The following is a 22,512-nucleotide window of genomic DNA, read 5'->3' on the forward strand; positions in this document are numbered from 1 at the left end:
ATGCTCGGGCCGTCACCCCCTCAAGGGGGCAATGCCTGCGGGCCGGGGGACCCGGACCCGCGGCATTCTGGACCAGCACCACCTCTTCTTCCCGACATGTCCACTTTGACCGCCGAAGACGTTCTTGCCGCCACGCGCCACTGGATCGAGAAGGCCGTCATCGGCCTGAACCTGTGTCCGTTCGCGCGCGCGGTGTACGTGAAGAACCAGGTGCGCATCGTGGTGAGCACGGCGCGGCACCTGGACGCCTTCCTGGACGATCTCGACCGCGAGCTCGACCTGCTGGTGAACACGCCGGCCGAAGAGATCGACACCACCCTGCTGGTGCATGCCACGCTGTTCCCCGATTTCGAGGTCTTCAACGACTTCCTCAACGTGGTGGACGACGTGGTGGCCGAGCACGAGCTCGAAGGGGTGATCCAGGTGGCGCCGTTTCACCCTTTGTTTCAATTCGAGGGCACGGCGCCGGACGACGTGACCAACGCCACCAACCGCGCGCCGTTTCCCACGCTGCACCTGCTGCGCGAGGACAGCGTCGAGCGCGCGATCGAGACCGCCGGCGGTGACGCCGACGCCATCGTCGAGCGCAACTTGCAGACCCTGCGCGAGCTGGGCGCCGATGGCTGGCGCGCATTGATGGCTGAGCGGTGAACGCCAGGCCTTTCCGGCCTACTTTTGCGCTATGGTGACGGCACCCTCCTGCCGATAATGTGCAGAACCCTTTCCGTTTTCTTCCCCGCTCACGAAGGATACCGGCTGCATGGACGCCAGCAACACCCAGGCCTTTGACGCCTGCCTCCGCGAAGCCCTGGCGCAGACCCGCGAGTGGGTGCCGCGCTGGCTGGGCAAGCTGCACAGCACCCTCAAGGACCGCGAGCTCTCGGCCGGCCAGCTCAGCGAGAAGCAGGGCATGCTGCAGGCCCGCACCACGCTGGAGTCGCACCGCGACCTGATCGCCACCCGTTTTCTCGCCGCGTTCGCCGAGTCGATGGAGAACGCCCTGCCGCACACCGGCACCGGTTCGCGCCGCTCGCCCACCGTGAGTTTCGACGAGCTCGAACTCATGGGCGACGACCAGGTGCAGGAAACCGTGGAGCTCGCCCGCGTGCAGCAGGTCGTCAAGATGGCGGTGGACGAAGAGCTGGTCACGCTGACCTCGCGCATGAGTGGCGCCCAGGGTCTCACGGTCGTGAACCCCGAGGCCAACCCCCTGCGGGTCGAGGTGATCGTGGCCGCGCTGATGACGGCGCTCAAGGGCCTGCATGTGGAAGCCGCGGTGCGCACGCGCTGGCTGCAGGTCGGCGCCATGTCGCTCGGCGACGAGCTGCGCCACCTGTACGCCTATTTGAGCAAGCAACTCGATCGTGCGGGCGTGAAGCCGGCCGGTTACGTGGTGACGCAGACCGCGGCGCCTCGCCGGTCGGTCGCGGTGGCGCAGCCCGCGGGACGAAGCGGTCTCGGTGCAGGAAGTGCTGGTCAACGACAACCTGCTCACGCTCGACCATCTCCACCAGTTGCTGGTCGGCAACCTCGACCTCAACGAGAAGTCCAACAGCAAGACGGCGGTGTCGGACAACGTCATGGGCCGCACGCTGGCCAGCGAGGTGGTCACCCTCATGCTCAAGCGCATCGCGGCCGACGAGCGCCTGCTCGCGCCGGTGCGCAACCTGGTGCAGGACATGAAGCCCGCGCTGCTGCAGCTGGCGCGCAGCGAGCCGCGCTTCTTCGCCGACAAGCAGAACCCCGCGCGCCGCCTGCTCGACGCCATCACCGAGCGCAGCCTGGCCTTCACCAGCGAGATGGACCCGGGCTACAACCCGTTCTCCAACCAGGTGCGCGGCATCGTGCGCACCCTGCTCAAGCCGGGCGAGGACCTTGCCGAGCGCTTCCCCAGCCTGCTCGCGGACCTGCACCGTTCGCAAGCGGAGTCCGTGGCGCCCGCGCAGGTTCAGGCGCGTGGCCTGGCGGTGCAGACGCTGGTGCGCGTGGAGCAGCGCAATCTGCTGGCCGAACGCGTGGCGGCCGAGATCCGCGCGCGCAACGACTTCGACAAAGCGCCGGGTGTGGTGCGGCGCTTCCTCACCGGCCCCTGGTCGCAGGTGGTGGCGCAGGCGCGGCTGGAGATGTCCGAGTCTTCACCCGTGTCGCCGGTCGACTCGCCCGCGCGGCGCTACAGCGACATCCTGCCCGACCTGCTGTGGTCCAGCCAGCTGGCGCTGGCCAGCCTGAACAGGCCGCGCCTGGTCAAGGTCATCCCCGGCGTGCTGCGCACGCTGCGCGAAGGCCTGGACTCCATCGACTACCCGCGCGAGCAGACCGAGGCGTTTTTCCAGGCGCTCATGGGCCTGCACGAGGCGGCCTACAAGACCCAGCGCAGCAGCCAGGAGCCGCCGCCCGAGGAAGAACAGCCCAGCATCCAGCCGGAGATGGACGACGAGCCCTGGATGCAGCGCACCGAGGCGCGCGATTCCTGCCTGATGGACGACGTGCTGCTCGACTCTCAGCTGACCTCCACCCAGCCGGCGTTTCTCGAAACCCGGCCCATGCAGCGGCAGCGCGACTGGGCCGAGGTCAAGGCCGAGATGGCGGTGCAGCGCACCTCGGACCTGCCCGTGGGCTCCTGGGTCGATGTGCTGCAGGACGGTCAGGCCATGCGCTGGCAGATCACCTGGGCCAGCCCGCACGGCACGCTGTTCCTGTTCACCGGCGCGAACGGCCGTTCGCTGTCCATGACCAAGCGTGGGCTCGAACGCCTGCTGGAACAGGACCGCCTGCGCGTGGTGGCCGACCACGGCGTGGTGGACGAGGCCCTGGACGAGGTGGCTCGCCAGGCCTGGCTCAACAGCGCCATGGCGCAGGACAAAAAAGGCCCCTGAGGAACGGCCCTCAAGCCTTGCGCAGCAGCTTCTTGCGCACCAGGTGGATGTTGTTGCGCAACGCGTAGAGCTCGTCGGTGTACGACAGCGGCACCACCACCTTTTCCACCTTGGCCTCCATCGCGTTCAGCTGCTCCAGCAGCTCCTGCGCGCTCTCGTCGCTGTTTTCGCTGCGCTGCTCCACGTCGCGCAGTTCGGCGTACCAGCGGAACACGCGCTTGCGGATGCGGAAGGTGTAGAGCGGCGGCACGATGCGCGAGAGCGGCAGCGCCAGCGCGATGATCAGGCCCATGGCCAGCCACATGCGCTCGATCAGGTTGGCCAGCCAGAACGGCAGGTAGCGCTGCAGGAAGGGCTGCGTGCCGCCCTTGATGGCGCGCTGCGCCTCGGGCGCGATGGGCACCTCGCTGTGCTCCAGGCTGGGGTACTCGCGCGCCCGGCTGAACCAGCTCGCACCGCTGTGCAGGCTGATGGCGGTCTGCGCGAACAGCTGCAGGATGGCCGGGTGCGTGTTCGCCTGCGCGAGCAGGCTGGTGGTGGACGCCACCAGGCGCACGTTGCGCGGCGGGATGTTGTTGGCCAGGTCCACCATGCCCTGCGGCATCACCACGGGGGTGAGGTAGCCGAAGCGGCGCGAGTAGGCCTCGCTTTGCGCGAAGTCCAGCAGGCGCACGCCGGGCGTCTGCAGCAGCATCTGCACCATCAGCGATTCGGGCGCCGAGGCGAACACCACGGCATCGAGCTCGCCGTTGAGAAAGGCCACCGTGGCGGGTGTCTGCTCCAGCTGGCTGAGCGTCATCTCGGAGGCGTTGAGGCGGTTCACGTCCAGCAGCGTGGAGAACAGGCGCGGCACGCCGCTGCCCGGCGTGCCCACGTTCACGCGCCAGCCCTTGAGTTCGGAGAGCTTGCTCACGGTAGGCGACTTGCGCAGGCGCTTGGCGGCGTCCTCCCGGTAGAACAGCCAGAGCGGTTCCACGAACAGGCTGCCCAGGGAGGTGATGGAATCTTCGTCGTCGTAGCCGATGTCGGCCGTGCCGCCCTGCACGAAACCCAGGTCGGCCTGGCCGGTGCGCAGCAGCTCCAGGTTGGCGGACGAACCTTCGGAGGGCAGCAGCTCGACCGTGATGCCGTTGCGCGCGAGCGCCTCGGCGTAGCGTTTGCCGAAGGCTTCGTAGGCGCTTTGCGCGGGCCCGGTGGCCAGCACCACGCGGTCCGGCGGGTTGGGCTTGAGCCACCAGTAGGTGAAACAGAGCAGGGCGACCGTGAGGATGGCGAACGGGCCGGCAGACAGCAGCATCTCGCGCAGGGAGAGCAGGGTGTATCGCAGGGTCTTGGGCATGGCGCGACATTAGCATGCCGACCCCCTGCGCCTGCTGTGACAGGATGTTCGGCCGGTGTCCGCTTTTCTCCTGGCGGAATCCGCCCAATCTCGCTTTGACGCCCTGGAACGCGCTTCCTACGATGGGCTCCATCGCTGCCTGTGGCGCAGCAGATTCCAACGGAGACACCATGAAGACCCTCGCCTGCGGCGCATTCGCCGCGATCCTCGCCTGCGGTGCCGCGCACGCGCAGCAGGATTTCCCGAACCGCAACGTGACCCTGGTGGTGGGCTACGCCGCCGGTGGCGCGATCGACCAGTCGGCCCGCCTGGTGGGCCAGGCGCTGGCCGCGCAGTGGGGGCAGTCGGTGATCGTGGAGAACCGCGCCGGTGCCAATGGCACCATCGCCGCGGCGGCGGTGGCCCATGCCAAGCCCGATGGCTACACCCTGCTGGTCACGGCCACCAGCCACACGCTCAACAAGTTCGTGGTCAAGGGCCTGCGCTACGACGTCGAAAAGTCGTTCGCACCCATCGCGCTCACCGTCGATGTGCCCAACGTGCTGGTGGTGAACGCCGCTTCGCCCTACCAGAACGTGGGCCAGCTGGTCGCCGCCCTGCGCGCGAAGCAGAAGTCCTTCAGCTACGCCTCGCAGGGCGTCGGGGGCATTCCGCACCTGGCCGGCGAGATCTTCAAGTTGCGCACCGGCACCGACATGCTGCACGTGCCCTACAAAGGCGCGGCACCGGGCATGACCGACCTGGTGGGTGGCGTGGTCGACATGTCGTTCCCGTCGCCTGGCTCGATCACGGCCTTCGTCACGGCGGGCAAGCTGCGCCCGCTCGCGGTCACGTCCAGCCAGCGCTTCCCTCACCTCAAGGACGTGCCCACTTTCGCCGAAGCCGGCATCGCCGACTTCACCATCGGCACCTGGCACGGCGTGCTCGCGCCGGCCGGTACGCCGCCCGCGATCGTGGCGAAGATCAACGCCGACATCAACGCGATCATCCAGACGCCCGAGTTCCGCGACGCCCTGGCGAAGCAGGGCAACGTCGCGGCCCAGCCGGTGACGCCGGCGCAGTTCGCCGCCAAGCTCGCCGGCGAACTCAAGGCCTTCGAGGCCGTGGCTGCGAAGATCGACCTGAGCGCGAACTGAAGGCCGCTCAGGCCCGCACGGCGCCCGCGCGCTGCTGCAGGCGGAAGACGCGCACCGCGTCGTTCATCACCTGGGCCTGGGCCTGCAGGGAGCCCGCGGCGGCGGCGAGTTGCTCGACCATGGCCGAGTTCTGCTGGGTCACCGCGTCGAGCTGGCCCACGGCATGGTTGATCTGGCCCAGGCCCAGGGCCTGTTCCTGCGTGGCGTGGGTGATGTCGGCGATCAGGCCGTTGACCTGTTCGACCGACTGCACCACCTCGGTCATGGTCTTGCCGGTGCTGTGCACCAGCTCGCTGCCGGCGGTCACCTGGCCCGTCGACTCGTCGATCAGCGCCTTGATTTCCCTGGAGGCGGTCATGGTGCGCTGGGCCAGGCTGCGCACCTCGCCGGCCACCACCGCGAAACCCCGGCCCTGTTCACCCGCGCGCGCCGCTTCCACCGCCGCGTTCAGGGCCAGGATGTTGGTCTGGAAGGCGATGCCGTCGATCACGCCGATGATTTCGCCGATGCGCTTGGACGAGCGGCTGATGTCGTCCATGGTGTGGATCACGCGCGCCATGGCATCGTTGCCTTCGCGCGCCACGCTGGCCGAGCGCTGCGACAGCACCGAGGCCTCGCGCGAGGCGTTCGCGCTCTGCTGCACCGTGCTGCTGAGTTCTTCCACCGAAGCGGCGGTCTGCTCCAGGCTGCTGGCCTGCGACTCGGTGCGCGAGGACAGGTCCTGGTTGCCGGCGGCGATCTGGCTGGAGGCCACCTGCACACCCTCGACCTCGTGGCGCACGTCGGCCACGACGGCCTGCAGGTTCACATTGAGCTGGTTCAGGGCCTTCGTGAGTTCGCCGAATTCGCCATTGGCGTGGCCCTGGATGCGCGCGGAGAGATCCCCCGCGGCCATCTGGTTGGCAAAGGCCACCGCCCGTTGCAGGGGCGTGAGCATCTGCTGGCGCAGCAGGAGCGCGGCCACCGAGGCCACGGCGAGCAGGGCCACGCCGGCACCGAGGTGCGCCAGGGCGCCGAAGGGGGCGGCGAGTTCGCCCATGACCAGGCCCGCCGCCGCCATGCCCACCGAGCACAGCGCGATGCGTTTGCCCAGCGTGAGCCGGGTGATGTCCTGCAGCCGGCCGAGCCAGCCGCCCTGCACCACCTGCCCTTGCCGCAGCGAGAGGGTGGCGCGCCCGTCCTGGCCTTCGGCCTGCATGCGGGCATAGAGCGCTTCGGCCTGCTGCACCTTGTCGCGGCTGGGCGCGGTGCGCACCGACATGTAGCCCACGGTCCGGCCGTTTTCCAGCACCGGGGTGGCGTTGGCTTCCACCCAGTAGTGGTCGCCGTTCTTGCGCCGGTTTTTCACCAGCGCCGACCACGGCGAGCCGCTGGCCAGGGTGGCCCACATGTCCCGGAAGGCCTCGGTGGGCATGTCGGGGTGGCGCACGATGTTGTGCGGCTGCCCCAGGAGTTCTTCGCGATCGAAACCGCTCACGGCCACGAAGGCCGGGTTGCAGTAGGTGATGCGGCTTTGCAGGTCGGTGGTGGACACCAGCGTGACCCCTTCGGGGATCACGTATTCGTTGTGGGTGACGGGCAGGTTGTTGCGCATGGGATGGTCATCGGCCATTGCGGCCGAAACCGAAGGGAAAAAACGCAGCAGCCGGCCCAGACTGGCCGCGGTTTGACGCAGATCAAACCGCGGACCAGCCACCCCCGCCGGCTCAGGGCGCCGGTTCGAGGCTCATCACGGTGTAGGCGCCGTTGACCTTGTCCGCCGTGAAGCGCACCTTGTCGCCGGCCTTCACCTTGCCCAGCAGGGCCGGGTCGCGCGCCTGGAAGACCATGGTCATGGGCGGCATGTCCAGGTTCCTGATCTCGCCGTGCTTGAGCGTGATCTTGCCGGCGGCGGTGTCGACCTTGCGCACCTCGGCCTCGCTGGCCGGCAGCGCGCCGGCCGCCGCATCGCCCGAGGTCGGTTTGAAGCCGCCGGTGGCCGCGCCCGCGTGGCGCTGGAACACGCGCGAGCTGCCGTCGCGCTGCACCAGCAGCACGTCGTAGGCGTCGCGCCGATCGCCGTACACCGGGCCGTCCATGCCCGGGCTGCCCACCGGCATGCCGGGCACGGCCAGGCCGATCGCGTCGGGTTTCTCGGCAAGCAGGCGGCGGATCTCGCTGGCCGCCACATGGCCTTCGACCACGTAGCCACCGACCAGGGCGGTGTGGCACGAGCCGTACTTGGCGGGCAGGCCCAGGCGCTGGCGCACGGCGGTGTTGCCGGTGTCGAAGACCTGGACCTGGAAGCCGTCGGCGCGCATGAGCTCGACCCAGTCTTTGCAGCAGCCGCAGTTGGGGTCTTTCCAGACCTGCAGCGCAGGGGTGGCGGGCGTCTGGGCGAAGGCGCCGCTGGCCGCCAGGGACAGGCCGATCGCGGCGCTGAGCAGGTGTCGTCGTTGCATGGGGTGCTCCTGAAGGGTGGGCATCAGGCCTTGGGCTTGACGCGGATGGTGCCACGCATGCCGGCTTCGAAATGGCCGGCGATCAAGCAGGCGAACTCGAAATCGCCGGGGCGGTTGAAGGTCCAGACGATGTCGCCGGTCTTGCCGGCGGGCACGTGCGCCATGTAAGGCTCGTCGTGTGCCATGCCGGGGTGTTTCTTCATCATCTCGGCATGGGCCCGCAGGTCCGCGCCCGTGCCGAGCACGATCTCGTGCATCACCTTGCCCTTGTTGATGGCGCGCAGGCGCAGCGTCTCGCCCTCGCGCACCTCCAAGTGGTTGGGGCTGAGCTTCATGTCGTCGGTCATGCGGATGTCGATCGTGCGCGTGGCGGCGCCGGGTTCGCCCGCGATGCCCCAGGGCTTCTGCTCCTTGACCACCGTGCTGGCGGCTTTGCCGTGCTGGTCGCCGTGCGCGTGCGCGGCGGGCAGGGACAGGGCCCAGGGCAGGGCGAGCAGGCCGAGCTGGAACTGGCGGCGGGTGGTGGTGTTCGTCGTGTTCATGGTGTGTCCTTTCAAAAATGGAATCAGTGTTGGTGGTGGCCCGCGTCGGCGGCGGGTTTGCGCACGGTGGCGCTGGCGGGTGAGGATGCAGAAGGGGTCGGGCGCGCGGCCGCGGGTGCCGCGCCGGTCTCGACCAGGCGGGCCTGGGTGCCCGGCGGCATGGCGTAGGGTCCCGGATCGCTGTAGTCGCCGGCCTTCTGATCGGCGCGCACCTTGAAGGTGGTGAACATGCCGCCCATCTCGATCGGGCCGTAGGGGCCGGTGCCGGTCATCATGGGGAAGGTATTGGCGGGCAGCTCCATCTGCATCTCGCCCATGTCGGCCATGCCGCGCTCGCCCATCACCATGTAGTCGGGCGAGGCGCGCTGCAAGGGTTTGACCAGGCCTCGGTGGTCGGCGCCGATCATGGTCGGCACGCTGTGGCCCATGGCCCCCATGGTGTGGTGGCTCTTGTGGCAGTGCATGGCCCAGTCGCCCGGCTCGTCGGCCACGAACTCGATCTGCCGCATCTGGCCCACGGCCACGTCGGTCGTCACCTCGGGCCAGCGCGATCCCTTGGGCGTGGGGCCGCCGTCCGTGCCGCTCACCTCGAACTCGATGCCGTGGATGTGGATCGGGTGGTTGGTCATGGTGAGGTTGCCCACGCGCACGCGCACCCGCTCGCCCAGGCGCGCCACCAGCGGCGTGATGGCGGGGAACACGCGGCTGTTCCAGGCCCAGATGTTCTGCTCCAGCATGGTGTTGACCTGCGGCGTCATGCTGCCGGGCTCGACATCGAAGGCGTTGAGCAGGAAGCAGTAGTCGCGCTGCACGTCTTCAATCAAGGGATGCTTTTGCCTGGGGTGCGTGACCCAGAAGCCCATCATGCCCATCGCCATCTGCACCATCTCGTCGGCGTGCGGGTGGTACATGAAGGTGCCGGGTCGGCGCGCGGTGAACTCGTAGACGAAGGTCTTGCCTGCCGGGATGGCGGGCTGGTTCAGGCCGCCCACCCCGTCCATGCCATTGGGCAGGCGCTGGCCGTGCCAGTGGATGGTGGTGTGTTCCGGCAGTCGGTTGGTGACGTAGAGGCGCACGCGGTCGCCTTCCACCACCTCGATGGTCGGCCCCGGGCTCTGGCCGTTGTAGCCCCACATGTTGACCATGAAGCCGGGTGCCACCTCGCGCACCACGGGTTCGGCCACCAGGTGGAACTCCTTCACGCCCTTGTTCAGGCGCCAGGGCAGGGTCCAGCCGTTGAGCGTGACCACCGGGTTGTAGGGCCGGCCCGCACCGGTCACGCCCGGCGGCGTCCACGGCGCGGCGGTGTCGGCCGAGGTCTGCTGCACGGCTTCGGGCAGGGCGGCGAGCGCCACGCGGCTCACACTGGTGGCGGCGACCGCCGTGGCGGCCGCGCCGGCAAAAAAATGTCGTCGGTTGAGGGAGGGGGTCATGTCAGTGTCCTGCGGCGGCGGCCGTGCCATTGCCGGATGAAGAGGAGGGGGTGTCGGGGCCGGCGTAGTCGGCGCCGGCGAGCAGGGCCTGCCAGTCGGCCTGCGCGAGCCAGTAGCCACGGCGCGCCTGCAGCGCGGCATCGAGCGCGCCCATGCGCTCGCGTGCGCTGGCCAGCAGCTCCCAGGTGCTTTGCAGCATGCCGTTGTAGCGCAGCTGGGTGTCCTGCTCCAGGGCGGTCTGCAGTTGCGCCACCACGGTCTGCGCGTGCTGGGCGCTCGCATGGCGCACCTGCAGCGCGGTCCAGGCCTGGCGCGCCATGGAGCGCCGCTCGGCCGCCTGGCGCAGCAAGGCCGCTTCGGCGCTCACGGCGCGCTCCAGCGTGTGGTCGCGCAGCAGGCTCAGGTTGTCGATGCGGGGTGGCGCCGAGTCCGCGCCGGTGACGGTGTCGAGCGCGGCATCCACCGCCTCGTTCCAGGCCTGTCGGCGCGCGGGTGACGGTGGGGCGATGTCGCGCCCGGCCAGCAGCCGGCTCTGTGCCAGCGTCGGGTGACCGCGCAGCACGGCGGCTTCCAGCGCGGCCTCGCTCACGCCCTCGCCGGGCGAGGCTTTCGCGGGCAACTCCGGCAGGCTGGTGGGCAGCTGCTCGCCGAGTTGCGCCACGGCCTGCGCGTCCCACAGGCCCAGCAGGCGGGCCAGCCGCTCCTGCGCGGCCAGGGTGGTGCCGCGCGCGTTCACGCTGGCCTGCCAGGCGCTGGCCTCGATCAGTTGCTCGCGCATCTGCCGGGCCTGGCTCCAGTTGCCCGCCACCACCATGCGCCGGCCCAGCTCGCTGCCGGTGCGCGTGGCGTCCAGCACCTCGGCGAGCAGGCGCTCGCTCTGGCGCGCGGTCACGGCGTCGATCCAGGCGCGCTGCACGTCCCGCACGTGCGCCGCATAGGCCACGGCCACCTGGCGTTGAGCCAGGGGGTTCATGTCGGCGTGGGTGAAGAGCTCCGGCCGGTGCCGCAGCGAGAGCCGCAGCGCCTGCGTGAGGTCCAGGGTCGGCCCGCGCCGGGGCTCGGCGCGGGCTTCACCGGGCTGGGCCGATTCCCAGCGCAGCAGGTCGGCGTGGCCGCGCGGAAACTCGGCCACGCGCTGGTTGGCGCGTTGCCAGATCGCGCGCGCCGCGGCGATGTCGGTCGGTAGCGCGGGCAGCTCGGCGTTGCCGGTGGGCGGGAGCACCAGGGGCGGTGCGGTGACGGGGCGGGCCGGGTCGGCCGCGCCGAGGGCGTCGGAAGACTGCGCATGGGCCGACGCGAGGGCCAGGGCACAGCCGATGAAGAGGCCGGCCCGCGCGCGGGTGGGCCCAGGTGGCGACGTTCGCCAGAAAAGGGTCATGGAAATCTCCTGAAAACACAAACCAGCGCCCATCGCGCGCCCTCATCGGGCGGCGGCGGACGCACCTCGGGTGTGTGCGCTCAGGAAATGGGTGGCTTGATGCCTTGGTGCGGCTCGGAGCTGACGAAGCGCTCGGCCGGTGGCGCGAGCAGGCCGTGCCGTGGGGACAGGGTGGGCACGGCGGGCACCGAGAGCGCCATCGCCGGGCCGTTGCAGACCTCGCAGCTCTTGTGCGTGTGTTCGCCGCCGCCGTCGGCCTGCATGTCGGCACCGTGCTCGGTCATGCCGGCGGCGCCCTGGTCATGGCCCTGGGCGTGCCCGGCAGGCATGGCGTGGTCGGTGCCGGCCGCGGCGGGGTGGTGCATGGTGGCCTGCGCCGGCGCGACCAGCATCGACAGCGCCATGGCGTCGCCCATCCAGCCGCGAATCGGCAGCAGGGCGATCATGAGGGCGAGCAACAGGTGGCGCATGGACTGGAATGATACGGCGCGGGCCGATTTGGTTCCCGAGGTCAGGGCAACTGCGGCGCGACGCCGAAGCGCGGGGGTGGCGAGGGGAGGATCTCTTCCACCGGCGCGGGGGCCTTGGCCGCGCGCACCGCCACCTGCGGCGGCAGGGTCATGCCGCGCGCCTGCATCACCGCGCGCAGGCGGTCGGGGTAGTCGGTGATGATGCCGTCCACCCCCCAGTCGATCAGGCGCGCCATGTCCTGGGTGTCGTTCACCGTCCACGGGATCACGCGCAGCTCCAGCGAGCGGGCGCGCTGCAGCAGGTGCTGGTCGACGTCGTTGAAGTTGGGCGACCAGAGCTTGCCGCCCGCGGCGGCCACCATGCCGGGCGCGTCCTCGAAGTCGGCCAGCCGCAGGCCGGCCGTCCACTCGCTGCTCTTGAGCGTGTTGCGCGACGACAGGTAGGACAGCGGCATGCCGGGCGCGAGCTGGCTGCGCAACCTTCTGGATGCGCCAGTCGAAGCTCTGCAGGCTCACGCGCTGGCTCATGCCATGGGCCTTGATGACCGCCAGCACCGCGCGCACGAAGGTGTCGGGGTGGGGGGATTCTTCCGGGCGGCTGGGGTTGATCTTGAGTTCGATGTTGAAGCGCACCTGGTGGGCGCCCAGCTGGCGCACGCGCTCGAACAGCGCGGCCAGGGTCGGGATGCGCTGGCCGTCCTGCGCCTGCTGCTCGGCGAAATCGCGCGCGTAGCGGCTGGCCGGGTTGATGCGGCCCACGTCCCAGGCGCCGATCTCGGCCAGCGTGAGGCGGTGGAAGGGCTGGCCGCGCGCCTGCAGCCAGCGGCCGTCGGCGTCGCGCGTGAGGTCGGGGTTGGGGGCGATGTCGTGCGAGATCACCGGCACGCCCTCGGCGCTGAGCACCACATCGAGTTCGAGCGTGCTCACGCCCACGGCCAGCGCGCGCTCGAAGGCCGCCAGGGTGTTTTCGGGAGCGAGGCCGCGCGCGCCGCGATGGCCCTGCACGTCGAATGCGAGCGCGGCGCTCGCGCACCACAGCGACAGGCCCAGGGCGGTGGTGCAGCTCCAGCGGATCCAGGTCAGGCGTTGCACGCCCTGCGGGGTGGGTTCGTTCATGGGGGCAGTCTGACAGCCTCCCATGTCCGATGCAAGACAGCTCAATGACCGAGGATTTTGGACAGGAAATCGCGGCTGCGTTCGTTCTGCGGGTGGTTGAAGAATTCGGTCGGCGTGTTCTGCTCGACGATCTGGCCCTGGTCCATGAAGATCACGCGGTCGGCCACTGCCTTGGCGAAGCCCATCTCGTGCGTCACGCAGATCATGGTGATGCCTTGGTTCGCCAGCTCGATCATCACGTCGAGCACTTCCTTGATCATCTCCGGGTCGAGCGCCGAGGTGGGCTCGTCGAACAGCATGATCTTGGGCGTGAGGCACAGCGCGCGCGCGATGGCCACGCGCTGCTGCTGCGCACCCGAGAGCTGCAGCGGGAACTTGTGGGCCTGCTCGGCGATGCGCACGCGCTGCAGCTGCTGCATCGCCTTTTCTTCCGCCTCCTTTTTCGGCAGCTTGCCGACCCACATGGGCGAGAGCGTGAGGTTCTCCAGCACGCTCAGGTGCGGGAACAGGTTGAACTGCTGGAACACCATGCCCACGTTCTTGCGCACGCGGTCGATCGCCTTGATGTCGTCGGTCAACTCGATGCCGTCCACCGTGAGCTGCCCCTGCTGGTGTTCCTCGAGCCGGTTGATGCAGCGGATCAGCGTGGACTTGCCCGAGCCCGAGGGCCCGCAGATCACGATGCGTTCGCCCCGGGCCACGTCCAGGTCGATGTCGCGCAGCACGTGGAAGTCGTTGCCGTACCACTTGTTGACCTTGTCGAATCGGATGATGGAATCGGACATGTGTGTTTTCTTTCAACGGGCCTTGCTGGCGCTGAGCTGTTTTTCGACCCACAGGCTGTAGCGCGACATCGAGAAACAGAACGTGAAATACACCAGGGTGATGAACAGGTAGGCCTCGATCTTGAAGGGCCGCCAGTTCACGTCGGAGTTCAGCGCGAGCGCCAGCGCGCCGGTGAGCTCGTAGAGCGAGACGATGGTGACCAGCGAGGTGTCCTTGAACACCGAGATGAAGTTGTTCATCATGCTCGGCACCACCATGGCCAGGGCCTGCGGCAGCACGATCTTGCGCTGCGTCTGCCAGTACGACAGGCCCAGCGTGTCGGCCGCTTCCAGCTGGCCCTTGGGGATGGCCTGCAGGCCGCCGCGGATGATCTCGGCCATGTAGGCCGCCGCGAACAGGGTGATGCCCACGATCACGCGCACCAGCACGTCCAGCGTCACGCCCTGCGGCATGAACAGCGGGAACATGAACGAGGCCATGAACAGCACCGAGATCAGCGGCACGCCGCGGATGAGCTCGATGTAGACGATGCAGGCCGAGCGGATCGCCGGCAGCTGGCTGCGCCGGCCCAGGGCCACCACGATGGAGAGCGGGAAGGCCATGAAGAGCGAGAGCGTCGGCCAGCATCACCGTGAGCGGCAGGCCGCCCCAGAGGTCGGTGCGCACCGGGCTCAGGCCCAGCACGCCGCCGCGCATGAGCGTGAAGAACACCACCAGCACGCCGAGCCAGAGCAGCGGCAGCCAGGGCTTCCAGAAGGCGCGCATGCAGCTGAGCACCAGGCCGCCGAGCATGACGGCGGTGGCGATCAGCGGTCGCCATTGCTCGTCGTAGGGGTAGCGGCCGAACAGGATGATGCGGTACTTCTCAGTCACCACGCCCCAGCACGCGCCGATGCCGCGCGCGGCCTGGCAGGCGTCCGCGTCGTTGATGTAGACGGCCCGAAGGAGCGCCCATTGGGTCAGCCCGGGCAGCAGGTAGACGATGAGCGCGCCGACGAACAGCGTGGTGAGGGTGCTGCGCCAGTCGGCGAACAGGTTGCGCCGCGCCCAGGGCACGAAGCCGGTGGTCCTGACCGGCGAGGGGCGGGGCGCGATGGGCACATAGGTGTCGGCCATGCTCAGCGCTCCTGGATGGCCAACGCGCTGGTTGTACCAGTTCATGAAGGCCGAGGTGGACAGCGAAGTGGTCAGGTAGACCAGCATGATGATGGCGATGCACTCCACCGCGCGCCCGCTCTGGTTGATGGTGGTGTTCGCGATCGAGACCACGTCCGGGTAGCCCACCGCCACCGCGAGCGAGGAGTTCTTGGTGAGGTTGAGGTACTGGTTGGTCAGCGGCGGGATGATCACGCGCATGGCCTGCGGCAGGATCACCAGGTTCATCTTCTGCTTCGGGTTCAGGCCGAGCGCGGCCGCCGCTTCGTCCTGCCCGCGGCTGACCGACTGGATGCCGCCGCGCACCACCTCGGCGACGAAGGCCGAGGTGTAGATCACCAGGCCGATCAGGATTGCCATGAACTCGGGCGTGGCGCTCACGCCGCCATCGACCATGAAGGCCAGCTGCTCGGGGATGTTCCATTCGCGCGGCATGCCGGCCACCAGCCAACCCACCAGCGCGAAGACCGCGATGAGCGCGATCGGCGCCCAAACGCGGTCGGCGTTCTGGCCGGTGCGCTCGAAGCGCTTCTGCACGCCCTGCCGCCACGCCCAGGCCGCCACCAGGCCCAGGCCCACGCCCGCCAGCACCTGGCCCACGCCAGCCGAGGGAAACGGGAACGAGAAACCGCCCTTGCTCAGGTAGAACAGGTGGCCCAGGTTCCAGGCTTCGTTGGAGGGTGGCAGCAGCTCGATGAACACCAGGTACCACATCAGCAGCTGCAGCAGGATGGGCACGTTGCGGAACACCTCCACGTAGCCGTAGCACAGGCCACGCACCAGCGCGTTGCGCGAGAAGCGGCCCACGCCGAGCAGCACGCCCAGCAGCGTGGTGAGCACGATGCCGATGACGGCGACCTTGAGCGTGTTGAGCACGCCCACCCAGATTGCCTTGCCGTAGCTCTCGCTCGGGCTGTAGGGAATCAGCGTCTCGCCGATGTCGAAACCGGCGGCGGCGCCCAGGAAGTCAAAGCCGCTCTGGATGCCGCGAACGCGCATGTTTTCCTGCGTGTTGTGCGCAAGAAACCACACGCCCGCGGCGATCAGGAGCAGGGCGATGGCCTGGAAGATGAGACCGCGCGTGGCCCGGCTGTTGAGCGACCACGTGCGTTTCTTCGGCGGTGGCGCGGCGCTCAACTCAGCGCACCGGCGGGGCGTACATCAGGCCGCCCTGGGTCCACAGGTTGTTGGTGCCGCGCGGCAGGCCGATGGCCGTCTTGGGGCCGACGTGGCGCTCGAACTGCTCGCCGTAGTTGCCGCCGGCCTTGATGGCGCGCAGCGCCCATTCCTTGTCCAGGCCCAGCAGCTTGCCGGTGTCTTCGGTGCCCGCGCCCACCAGCCGCATGATGTTGGGGTTGGTGCTGCTCTTCATGGAGTCGGCGTTGGCCTGGGTGACGCCGTATTCCTCGGCTTCGATCAGCGCGTAGCCGACCCACTTCACGATGCTGAAGAACTCATCGTCGCCGCGCCGCACGGCCGGGCCCAGCGGTTCCTTAGAAATCAGCTCGGGCAGGATCACGTGCTCGTCGGGCTTGGGCGTTTCCTTGGCGCGGATCGAGGCCAGGCCCGAGGCGTCGGTGGTGTAGGCCTGGCAGCGGCCGGCCACGTAGGCGGCGGTGGCGGCCTCGACCTTCTCGAACACCACGGGCTTGAGCGCGAGGTTGTTGGCGCGCGAGAAGTCGGTCAGGTTCAGCTCGGTGGTGGTGCCGGACTGCACGCACACCGTGGCGCCCTTGAGTGCCTTGGCGCTCTTCACGTTGAGCTTCTTGGGCACCATGAAGGCCTGGCCGTCGTAGAAGTTCACGCCGGTGAAGGTCAGGCCCAGCGAGGCGTCGCGCGTCAGCGTCCAGGTGGTGTTGCGCGCCAGCATGTCGACCTCGCCCGACTGCAGGGCGGTGAAGCGCTGCTGCGCGTTCAGCGGCACGTAGCGCACCTTGTCGGCGTTGGAGAGGATGGCGGCGGCCACGGCGCGGCACACGTCCACGTCCATGCCGCTCCACTTGCCCTGGCTGTCGGCGGCCGAGAAGCCCGCCAGACCGGTGTTCACCCCGCAGATCAGCTCGCCGCGTTTCTTGACCGCGTCGAGGTCCTTGCCGGCGTGGGCCGGCAGGCCGATCAGGGTGGCGGCTGTGCCCAGGCCCAGGGCCGCCAGTTTCAGGGAATGCTGTTTCATCGGGGTCTCTCCAGTGGTAAGTGAAAGGGCAATGGCCGTCCCGCGAAACGCACCTGTTGGGTGCATGTTGCGGTGCGCAACCGAAATGTAGACCCGCCTTTTTGGGGTAGGGATCGGGGTTTACGTGGGCGGATCATGCAAATTGCACATGAGGGCATCACGCTGCAGATTCCGTGCCATCGCGGTCTCTCGCGCGACAAACGCGGGTTTCGGCGGGCGAAGGCGCCCCGTATGCTTGTCCCACAACACCCGTCACGGAGACATGTGGTGAGCAGCACCACTCCACCGTCATGACGGGCAGACTACCTGCTGCGTCGGCACACACGCTTCCGGATCCAGTGGTGGTGGAGGCGGTGGTGGCGGGCAAAGCCGCCTCCTTTCCTCATACTCCGCTCGTTCCTCCAGATAGCGCTCATAGCGACGAAACTCTTCTGTCGCATGGGCGCGCTGGGCTGCCAGCCACGATTCATAGGCCTCCTGGTTCTGCAGCACGCCAGGTTTGATCGTGTAGGACTCATTCCACACGCGCTCACCCTGCATGCCCGTGAACCCGCGCAGGATGGCTCCCGACATGAAGCCGACCGATGCATCAGTTGCGCTGACGCCCACCACCCCCAGACGCAGGCCCAGATAAGTCATCGTATTCAAACGCACGACCGTGCCCTTCGGGGCGTCTTTGTACGCAGCCAGTTCCTCAGGCAACGCCGGACCATACGACCTATATCCGAGAGGCACTCTCTCGAAGACACATTCAAAAGTCGGCTGAGCGCTCGCCCATCCTTCCACGTGCTGTTCGCCCCACAAACACTGTCGAGAGCCACCCATGCCCTTCCCTTGGAAGAGCTTTCGGCTCCACCCACTCTTTGACTCTTCGGGTGGCGCGAGCGACCAATATCCACCACCTGCGCTGACGAACACCGTCGCAGCACTGCTTTGATCAACGACTTTCTCCAATACATGCGACGCATCGTCTGGCGTCCGCACCACCACAGGCGCCGAGCCACCCGTCCACGGACGGGCCACGAAATCCGGAAACGGCGGCATGGGTTGGCGCGGCGGCGACTCCAACCCCCGCAGTGCGGCCAACACATGTTCGCGAATGCGGCCAGCCGTGGGCACCGCGGGATTGAGGTAAATCTCAAGCAGCCCATGCCCGATCAGATCGCGCAGGCCATTGAGGCCTGCGGGTCGACTGAAATACGGAGGAATGTCCGTGGTGTTGGGAACCACGGCGCCCACGGTCCTCAAGCCATTGATGACCAAGTCCTTGTCGGCCAGCGTGTGTGGGCCGGACAACATCGGCGATGCTGGCGCTACATGCACCACCCTGACCGACTTCGCATCGGTCCTGCTGAGGGCATGCGCATAGGCCATGTTGACAAACAGATTGCCTTGCGAGTGCGCGAAGAAGAGCATCTTCTTCTCAAGGCGCGCCCAATGATCGATCTGTGCCCGGTGGCGACCGGCCACTTCGGCCATGTTCGGGTTCCCGAGGTTGGCGGTCAGCTCGGTCATCAGTGCCGCCCGAGACAGATCAAACAAGGAATCCAGAAAACCGACCAGACTGGGGATGGCCGACGTGATCGCTCGCCACCAAGCCCCCTCACCGCGCGTGGCAGAGAAGAACAGTTCGAAGCGGCCGGCCAGCAGGCCCCCATGTTCGTGAAGACGCTGGTCGAATGTCTCCACGAAATCGGCGAAGCCTTGGGTGTCGTTGTAGAACAGGTCGTACGTGATAGGTTCGCCGTTGGGGGTGGTAGATCCATAGAGAACAGAAATATGTTGACGCACCGCACGTTGCGCATCGCCTTCTTGCGTCTGAACTCCGTTGAAAAACCCGAACACCACTCCATTGCGCTCACATTGTTCTTGACCAAATGCATTCGACGCAGATATGACGCTGAGCACTAGTACCCATCGTCGCCACCACCCCAGAAGAGATCGGTCAGTCACAGCTATCCACCTTCGGCATCGAGGAAACAGAACCACTGCGAGCTGCGTTGTATGCGAGGAAGGCTTGGAGCCGCTCCTTGGTGTTGGTCGTCATTGCCTTGATTTCTTGAGCCATCTCCCAACTTTGTGTTGAGCCCTCTGGCCCGGAAAAAGCCAGTGATTCACACCCCACGGCCCTCCACGACGCTTGCGACACGCGCTCAAGCGCCACCGCATCGTTCTTGTCCACCAACAGCATTTGCTGTAACGCTCGCGCCGTCTGCATCGCAGCCTTTCTTTGTGCCGGGTCCGTGTACTTGCGATGAATGTGGGTCTCGATGTCATCCCGCACGCCGTTGCCATTCGCGTCCATGCCTTCAACGCTGGGCAGGCGCTCGAGCTTGGGCAATTCGCCGCTCGCTTCCAGTTGCTCGATCACTTGTTGAGGCGTGCGCGCTGCGTCGCCACCCTCCGCACGCTTGTCCCCCCCGCAACCAATTAGCGCGAGCGTCCCAATCAACGCGCTTACCCCCAGCCCCTTGGCGAACTTGCGACTTGGTTTCATTTCGATGTTCCTTCCTTGAATATTGCAGTTGCTGAGTGGTCGACACACGCCGAGTTCGACCACCGCCGAAGTGAATGTAGTCCAATAGAACTACGCATACTCCAGGGAGCATTGCCGCGGCGGCGTGCCCTGCTGGATGCATGAAAGACATGAAGTTGGATCGATCTGTGCCCGGTGGCGACCTGCCACTTCGGCCATGTTCGGGTTTCCGAGGTTGGCGGTCAGCTCGGTCATCAGTGCCGCCCGAGACAGATCAAACAAGGAATCGAGAAAACCGACCAGACTCGGAATGGCCGACGTTATCGCTCGCCACCAAGCCCCCTCACCGCGGGTGGCAGAGAAGAACAGTTCGAAGCGGCCGGCCAGCAGGCCACCATGTTCGTGGAGACGCTGGTCGAACGTCTCCACGAAATCGGCGAAGCCTTGGGTGTCGTTGTAGAAGAGGTCGTGGGTGATGGGTTCGTCGTTGGGGGTTACCTCTCCGAAGACTTTGCGTATTTCGCGACGCGCATCATTCGCCTGCAGGTATGTCGTTTGTACGCCATTGAAGAAGCCCAAGGTAACGCCGCTCCTGTCGCACGGCTCTTGACTCATGGCGGAATGGTGCATCAACAATCCGCAGATCGTTGCGCGCAATAGGCGGTTGCGAAGCAGCATCTCAATCACAGCCGCGACTTTCATAGGACGAAGTTACGGAGCCACTTACAGCCTTGTTGAACGCAAGGTACGCATTCAGCCTCTCTTTGGTATTGGTGGTGATGGACTCCAACTCGTTGGACATCCGATAGCGGTGCTTCTCGTTGTCGGCTCCTGCAAAGATGTCAAAAGAACAGTCAACCGCTTTGGCTATTGCCTGTGCTGCCGCAGTACTTGCGATGAATGTGGGTCTCGATGTCATCCCGCACACCATTGCCATTCGCGTCCATGCCTTCAACGCTGGGCAGGCGCTCAAGCTTGGGCAGCTCACCACTCGCTTCCAGTTGCTCGATCACTTGTTGGGGTGTGCGCGCTGCGTCGCCACCCTCCGCACGCTTGTCTCCCCCGCAACCAGCCAGCGCGAGCGTCCCAATCAACGCGCTCACCCCCAGCCCCTTGGCCAACTTGCGACCCTGTTTCATTTCAATGCCCTCCTTGAATATTGCAACTGCTGAGTGGTCGACACATGCCGCGTTCGACTCCAGTCAAAGTAAATGTAGTCCAATAGAACTACACATACTCCAGGGAGCATTGCTGCAGCTGCGTGCCCTGTTGGATGCATGAAAGACATGAACTTGGATCGTAGGGGTCGTCATTGCCCTGATTTCTTGAGCCATCTCCCAACTTTGTTTTGAGCTGCCATCGCGGTCTCTCGCGCGACAAACGCGGGTTTCGGCGGGCGGAGGCGCCCCGTATGCTTGTCCCACAACACCCATAACGGAGACATGTGATGAGCAGCACCACCGAAGGCGGGCGCGCCGCGTCCACGCCCGATCCGCACGCGCACCACCGCTTCTGGCCCACGCGCCTGCCGCACCGCATCACCACGCCCGCCACCTCGCTCTGGTGCAACCTGGACGTGAGCGCGCAGCGTTACCCGGACAAGCCCGCGCTGGTGTTCTTCGATCACGTGCTCAGCTACCGCGAGCTGCGCGCGCAGGTGGAGCGCCTGGCGGCGCACCTGCGGCAGCAGGGTGTGCAGGACGGCGACCGCGTGATCCTGTTCATGCAGAACTGCCCGCAGTGGGTGGTGGCGCACTTCGCCATCCTGCGCGCCAACGCGGTGGTGGTGCCGGTCAACCCCATGAATCGGGCCGAGGAGCTCAAGCACTACCTGATCGATCCCGACGCGCGCGTGGCGATCGCCGCGGCCGACCTGGCCGGTGAACTGCTCAAGGCCAACAGCGAGGTGCGCGAGGGCGACCGCCTGCGCCACCTCGTGGTCTCGCACTACAGCGACGCCATCGGCCCGGCCGCCGAGATCCCACCGGCCTGGGCCGACTGGCTGGGCACGCGCCACCCCACACCCTCGCTGCCCGGCGGCACGGTGAGCGACTGGGCCGAGGCGCTGGCCTGCGGCGGCAGCGCGCCCGCGCACAACCGGGGCCCGGACGACCTCGCCGTGCTGCCCTACACCAGTGGCACCACCGGCCTGCCCAAGGGCTGCATGCACCCGCACCGCACCCTCATGCACAACGCGGTGGGCGTGGGCCTGTGGACCAACAGCACGTCGGAGAACGTGGGCCTGCTGGTGGTGCCCATGTTCCACATCACCGGCATGGTGGCCGGCATGCACGCGGGCGTGTACAACGGCGCGACCATGGTGGTGATGCCGCGCTGGGACCGCGAGCTCGCCGGCCGGCTCATCTCGCGCTGGCGCTGCACCCACTGGACCAACATCCCCACCATGGTGATCGACCTGCTGGCCAGCCCGAACTTCGACCAGTACGACCTCTCCAGCCTGGTGCTGGTGGGCGGCGGCGGCGCGGCCATGCCGCAGGCCGTGGCGCAGCGCCTGCTCGACCAGTTCGGCCTGCGCTACTCGGAAGGTTATGGCCTGACCGAGACCGCCGCGCCCTCGCACAACAACCCGCCCGACCACCCCAAGCAGCAATGCCTGGGCATTCCTTTCCTGGGCACCGACGCGCGCGTGGTCGACCCGATCACGCTGCAGGAAATGCCGCAGGGTGAGGCGGGCGAGATCATCATCCACGGCCCCGAGGTGTTCGACGGTTACTGGAAACGCCCCGAGGCCACCGAGGCCGCCTTCATCACCTTCGAAGGCAAGCGCTTCTTCCGCTCGGGCGACCTCGGCCGGGTGGACGAGGACGGTTACTACTTCATCACCGACCGGCTCAAACGCATGATCAACGCCAGCGGCTTCAAGGTCTGGCCGGCCGAGGTCGAGGCGCTGATGTTCCGGCACCCGGCGATCGCCGAGGCCTGCGTGATCGCGACCCAGGACGCCTACCGGGGCGAGAGCGTCAAGGCGGTGGTGGTGCTGCGCGAAGCCGCGCGCGGACAGACCAGCGAGCAGGCCATCCTGGACTGGTGCCGCGAGAACATGGCGGCCTACAAGTGCCCGCGCACGGTGGAGTTCGTCACCGCGCTGCCCAAGAGCGGCAGCGGCAAGGTGATGTGGCGCCTGCTGCAGGAGCAGGAGGCCGCGAAGGCACCGCCCAGCACCGCCTGAG

General features: G+C 67.4%; 17 protein-coding genes and 5 pseudogenes. 5 read left to right on the forward strand and 17 right to left on the reverse strand.

What is annotated here, in order from left to right:
• The first annotated feature begins 96 nt into the window (after positions 1-96).
• The 3 genes and pseudogenes from ACFJGX_RS12280 to ACFJGX_RS12290 all read left to right on the forward strand — a co-directional run bounded on the left by ACFJGX_RS12280 (position 97) and on the right by ACFJGX_RS12290 (position 2,876).
• Complete coding sequence (locus ACFJGX_RS12280; RefSeq protein ID WP_382321028.1) at positions 97-651, forward strand: DUF1415 domain-containing protein; 555 nt, start codon at positions 97-99, stop codon at positions 649-651.
• A gap of 109 nt (positions 652-760) precedes the next feature.
• A pseudogene (locus tag ACFJGX_RS12285) lies at positions 761-1,541 on the forward strand (DUF1631 family protein); the annotation flags it as partial.
• 39 nt (positions 1,542-1,580) lie between these two features.
• Entirely contained in the window at positions 1,581-2,876 is a 1,296-nt protein-coding gene (locus ACFJGX_RS12290; RefSeq protein ID WP_382328680.1) for a DUF1631 family protein, read from the forward strand.
• Between the two features lie 10 nt (positions 2,877-2,886).
• On the opposite strand, the gene ACFJGX_RS12295 is transcribed toward ACFJGX_RS12290, so the two are convergent.
• On the reverse strand, positions 2,887-4,215 hold the full coding sequence (locus ACFJGX_RS12295) for a TAXI family TRAP transporter solute-binding subunit (RefSeq protein ID WP_382156196.1): 1,329 nt from the start codon (positions 4,213-4,215) through the stop codon (positions 2,887-2,889).
• A 170-nt stretch (positions 4,216-4,385) separates the two neighbouring features.
• On the opposite strand from ACFJGX_RS12295, the gene ACFJGX_RS12300 reads away from it, so the two are divergent.
• On the forward strand, positions 4,386-5,351 hold the full coding sequence (locus tag ACFJGX_RS12300; protein WP_382321026.1) for a Bug family tripartite tricarboxylate transporter substrate binding protein: 966 nt from the start codon (positions 4,386-4,388) through the stop codon (positions 5,349-5,351).
• A 7-nt stretch (positions 5,352-5,358) separates the two neighbouring features.
• Here ACFJGX_RS12300 and ACFJGX_RS12305 read toward each other — a convergent pair whose 3' ends face one another.
• From ACFJGX_RS12305 to ACFJGX_RS12380, 16 genes and pseudogenes are all read right to left on the reverse strand, one after another.
• Positions 5,359-6,945 carry a methyl-accepting chemotaxis protein gene (locus ACFJGX_RS12305; RefSeq protein WP_382321024.1) on the reverse strand — a complete coding sequence of 529 codons (1,587 nt, stop codon included), beginning with the start codon at positions 6,943-6,945 and terminating at the stop codon, positions 5,359-5,361.
• Between the two features lie 112 nt (positions 6,946-7,057).
• Complete coding sequence (locus tag ACFJGX_RS12310) at positions 7,058-7,354, reverse strand: copper-binding protein (protein ID WP_382328682.1); 297 nt, start codon at positions 7,352-7,354, stop codon at positions 7,058-7,060.
• Positions 7,340-7,792: pseudogene (locus ACFJGX_RS12315) on the reverse strand (DUF411 domain-containing protein); the annotation flags it as partial. The gene ACFJGX_RS12310 and the pseudogene ACFJGX_RS12315, both read right to left, overlap by 15 nt.
• Before the next feature lie 23 nt (positions 7,793-7,815).
• On the reverse strand, positions 7,816-8,334 hold the full coding sequence (locus ACFJGX_RS12320; protein WP_382321021.1) for a plastocyanin/azurin family copper-binding protein: 519 nt from the start codon (positions 8,332-8,334) through the stop codon (positions 7,816-7,818).
• Between the two features lie 23 nt (positions 8,335-8,357).
• Positions 8,358-9,767 carry a multicopper oxidase family protein gene (locus tag ACFJGX_RS12325; RefSeq protein ID WP_382321019.1) on the reverse strand — a complete coding sequence of 470 codons (1,410 nt, stop codon included), beginning with the start codon at positions 9,765-9,767 and terminating at the stop codon, positions 8,358-8,360.
• A 1-nt stretch (position 9,768) separates the two neighbouring features.
• Positions 9,769-11,145 (reverse strand): hypothetical protein, encoded by a 1,377-nt coding sequence (locus ACFJGX_RS12330; protein ID WP_382321017.1) that lies wholly within the window; start codon positions 11,143-11,145, stop codon positions 9,769-9,771.
• Between the two features lie 511 nt (positions 11,146-11,656).
• Complete coding sequence (locus tag ACFJGX_RS12335) at positions 11,657-12,070, reverse strand: glycerophosphodiester phosphodiesterase family protein (RefSeq protein WP_382328684.1); 414 nt, start codon at positions 12,068-12,070, stop codon at positions 11,657-11,659.
• 64 nt (positions 12,071-12,134) lie between these two features.
• Positions 12,135-12,755 (reverse strand): annotated as a pseudogene (locus ACFJGX_RS12340) (glycerophosphodiester phosphodiesterase family protein); the annotation flags it as partial.
• A 17-nt stretch (positions 12,756-12,772) separates the two neighbouring features.
• On the reverse strand, positions 12,773-13,516 hold the full coding sequence (locus ACFJGX_RS12345) for an amino acid ABC transporter ATP-binding protein (protein WP_382321012.1): 744 nt from the start codon (positions 13,514-13,516) through the stop codon (positions 12,773-12,775).
• A gap of 12 nt (positions 13,517-13,528) precedes the next feature.
• Positions 13,529-14,633, reverse strand: a pseudogene (locus ACFJGX_RS12350) (amino acid ABC transporter permease).
• Positions 14,634-14,714: 81 nt separating this feature from the next.
• Positions 14,715-15,671, reverse strand: a pseudogene (locus ACFJGX_RS12355) (amino acid ABC transporter permease); the annotation flags it as partial.
• Between the two features lie 139 nt (positions 15,672-15,810).
• Positions 15,811-16,845 carry an amino acid ABC transporter substrate-binding protein gene (locus tag ACFJGX_RS12360; RefSeq protein WP_382321010.1) on the reverse strand — a complete coding sequence of 345 codons (1,035 nt, stop codon included), beginning with the start codon at positions 16,843-16,845 and terminating at the stop codon, positions 15,811-15,813.
• A 288-nt stretch (positions 16,846-17,133) separates the two neighbouring features.
• On the reverse strand, positions 17,134-18,753 hold the full coding sequence (locus ACFJGX_RS12365) for a hypothetical protein (RefSeq protein WP_382321008.1): 1,620 nt from the start codon (positions 18,751-18,753) through the stop codon (positions 17,134-17,136).
• A gap of 37 nt (positions 18,754-18,790) precedes the next feature.
• Entirely contained in the window at positions 18,791-19,405 is a 615-nt protein-coding gene (locus tag ACFJGX_RS12370; RefSeq protein ID WP_382328477.1) for a hypothetical protein, read from the reverse strand.
• Positions 19,406-19,432: 27 nt separating this feature from the next.
• On the reverse strand, positions 19,433-20,023 hold the full coding sequence (locus ACFJGX_RS12375; RefSeq protein ID WP_382321004.1) for a hypothetical protein: 591 nt from the start codon (positions 20,021-20,023) through the stop codon (positions 19,433-19,435).
• A gap of 152 nt (positions 20,024-20,175) precedes the next feature.
• Positions 20,176-20,460 carry a hypothetical protein gene (locus ACFJGX_RS12380; protein WP_382321002.1) on the reverse strand — a complete coding sequence of 95 codons (285 nt, stop codon included), beginning with the start codon at positions 20,458-20,460 and terminating at the stop codon, positions 20,176-20,178.
• A gap of 308 nt (positions 20,461-20,768) precedes the next feature.
• Between ACFJGX_RS12380 and ACFJGX_RS12385 the strand changes: the two genes are divergently transcribed.
• Positions 20,769-22,511, forward strand: coding sequence for a long-chain fatty acid--CoA ligase (locus ACFJGX_RS12385; RefSeq protein WP_382328479.1), 1,743 nt, complete (start codon positions 20,769-20,771; stop codon positions 22,509-22,511).
• Position 22,512: the final 1 nt, after the last annotated feature.

This window comes from Hydrogenophaga sp. UC242_50 (assembly GCF_042697355.1).
Classification (GTDB): domain Bacteria; phylum Pseudomonadota; class Gammaproteobacteria; order Burkholderiales; family Burkholderiaceae_C; genus Hydrogenophaga.

Coding starts and splice junctions, on each gene's coding strand:
- ACFJGX_RS12280 (WP_382321028.1), top strand. CDS start 97: ATGTCCACTTTGACCGCCGAAGACGTTCTTGCCGCCACGCGCCACTGG.
- ACFJGX_RS12290 (WP_382328680.1), top strand. CDS start 1,581: ATGGGCCGCACGCTGGCCAGCGAGGTGGTCACCCTCATGCTCAAGCGC.
- ACFJGX_RS12295 (WP_382156196.1), bottom strand. CDS start 4,215: ATGCCCAAGACCCTGCGATACACCCTGCTCTCCCTGCGCGAGATGCTG.
- ACFJGX_RS12300 (WP_382321026.1), top strand. CDS start 4,386: ATGAAGACCCTCGCCTGCGGCGCATTCGCCGCGATCCTCGCCTGCGGT.
- ACFJGX_RS12305 (WP_382321024.1), bottom strand. CDS start 6,945: ATGCGCAACAACCTGCCCGTCACCCACAACGAATACGTGATCCCCGAA.
- ACFJGX_RS12320 (WP_382321021.1), bottom strand. CDS start 8,334: ATGAACACGACGAACACCACCACCCGCCGCCAGTTCCAGCTCGGCCTG.
- ACFJGX_RS12325 (WP_382321019.1), bottom strand. CDS start 9,767: ATGACCCCCTCCCTCAACCGACGACATTTTTTTGCCGGCGCGGCCGCC.
- ACFJGX_RS12330 (WP_382321017.1), bottom strand. CDS start 11,145: ATGACCCTTTTCTGGCGAACGTCGCCACCTGGGCCCACCCGCGCGCGG.
- ACFJGX_RS12335 (WP_382328684.1), bottom strand. CDS start 12,070: ATGCCGCTGTCCTACCTGTCGTCGCGCAACACGCTCAAGAGCAGCGAG.
- ACFJGX_RS12345 (WP_382321012.1), bottom strand. CDS start 13,516: ATGTCCGATTCCATCATCCGATTCGACAAGGTCAACAAGTGGTACGGC.
- ACFJGX_RS12360 (WP_382321010.1), bottom strand. CDS start 16,845: ATGAAACAGCATTCCCTGAAACTGGCGGCCCTGGGCCTGGGCACAGCC.
- ACFJGX_RS12375 (WP_382321004.1), bottom strand. CDS start 20,023: ATGAAAGTCGCGGCTGTGATTGAGATGCTGCTTCGCAACCGCCTATTG.
- ACFJGX_RS12380 (WP_382321002.1), bottom strand. CDS start 20,460: ATGAAACAGGGTCGCAAGTTGGCCAAGGGGCTGGGGGTGAGCGCGTTG.
- ACFJGX_RS12385 (WP_382328479.1), top strand. CDS start 20,769: ATGAGCAGCACCACCGAAGGCGGGCGCGCCGCGTCCACGCCCGATCCG.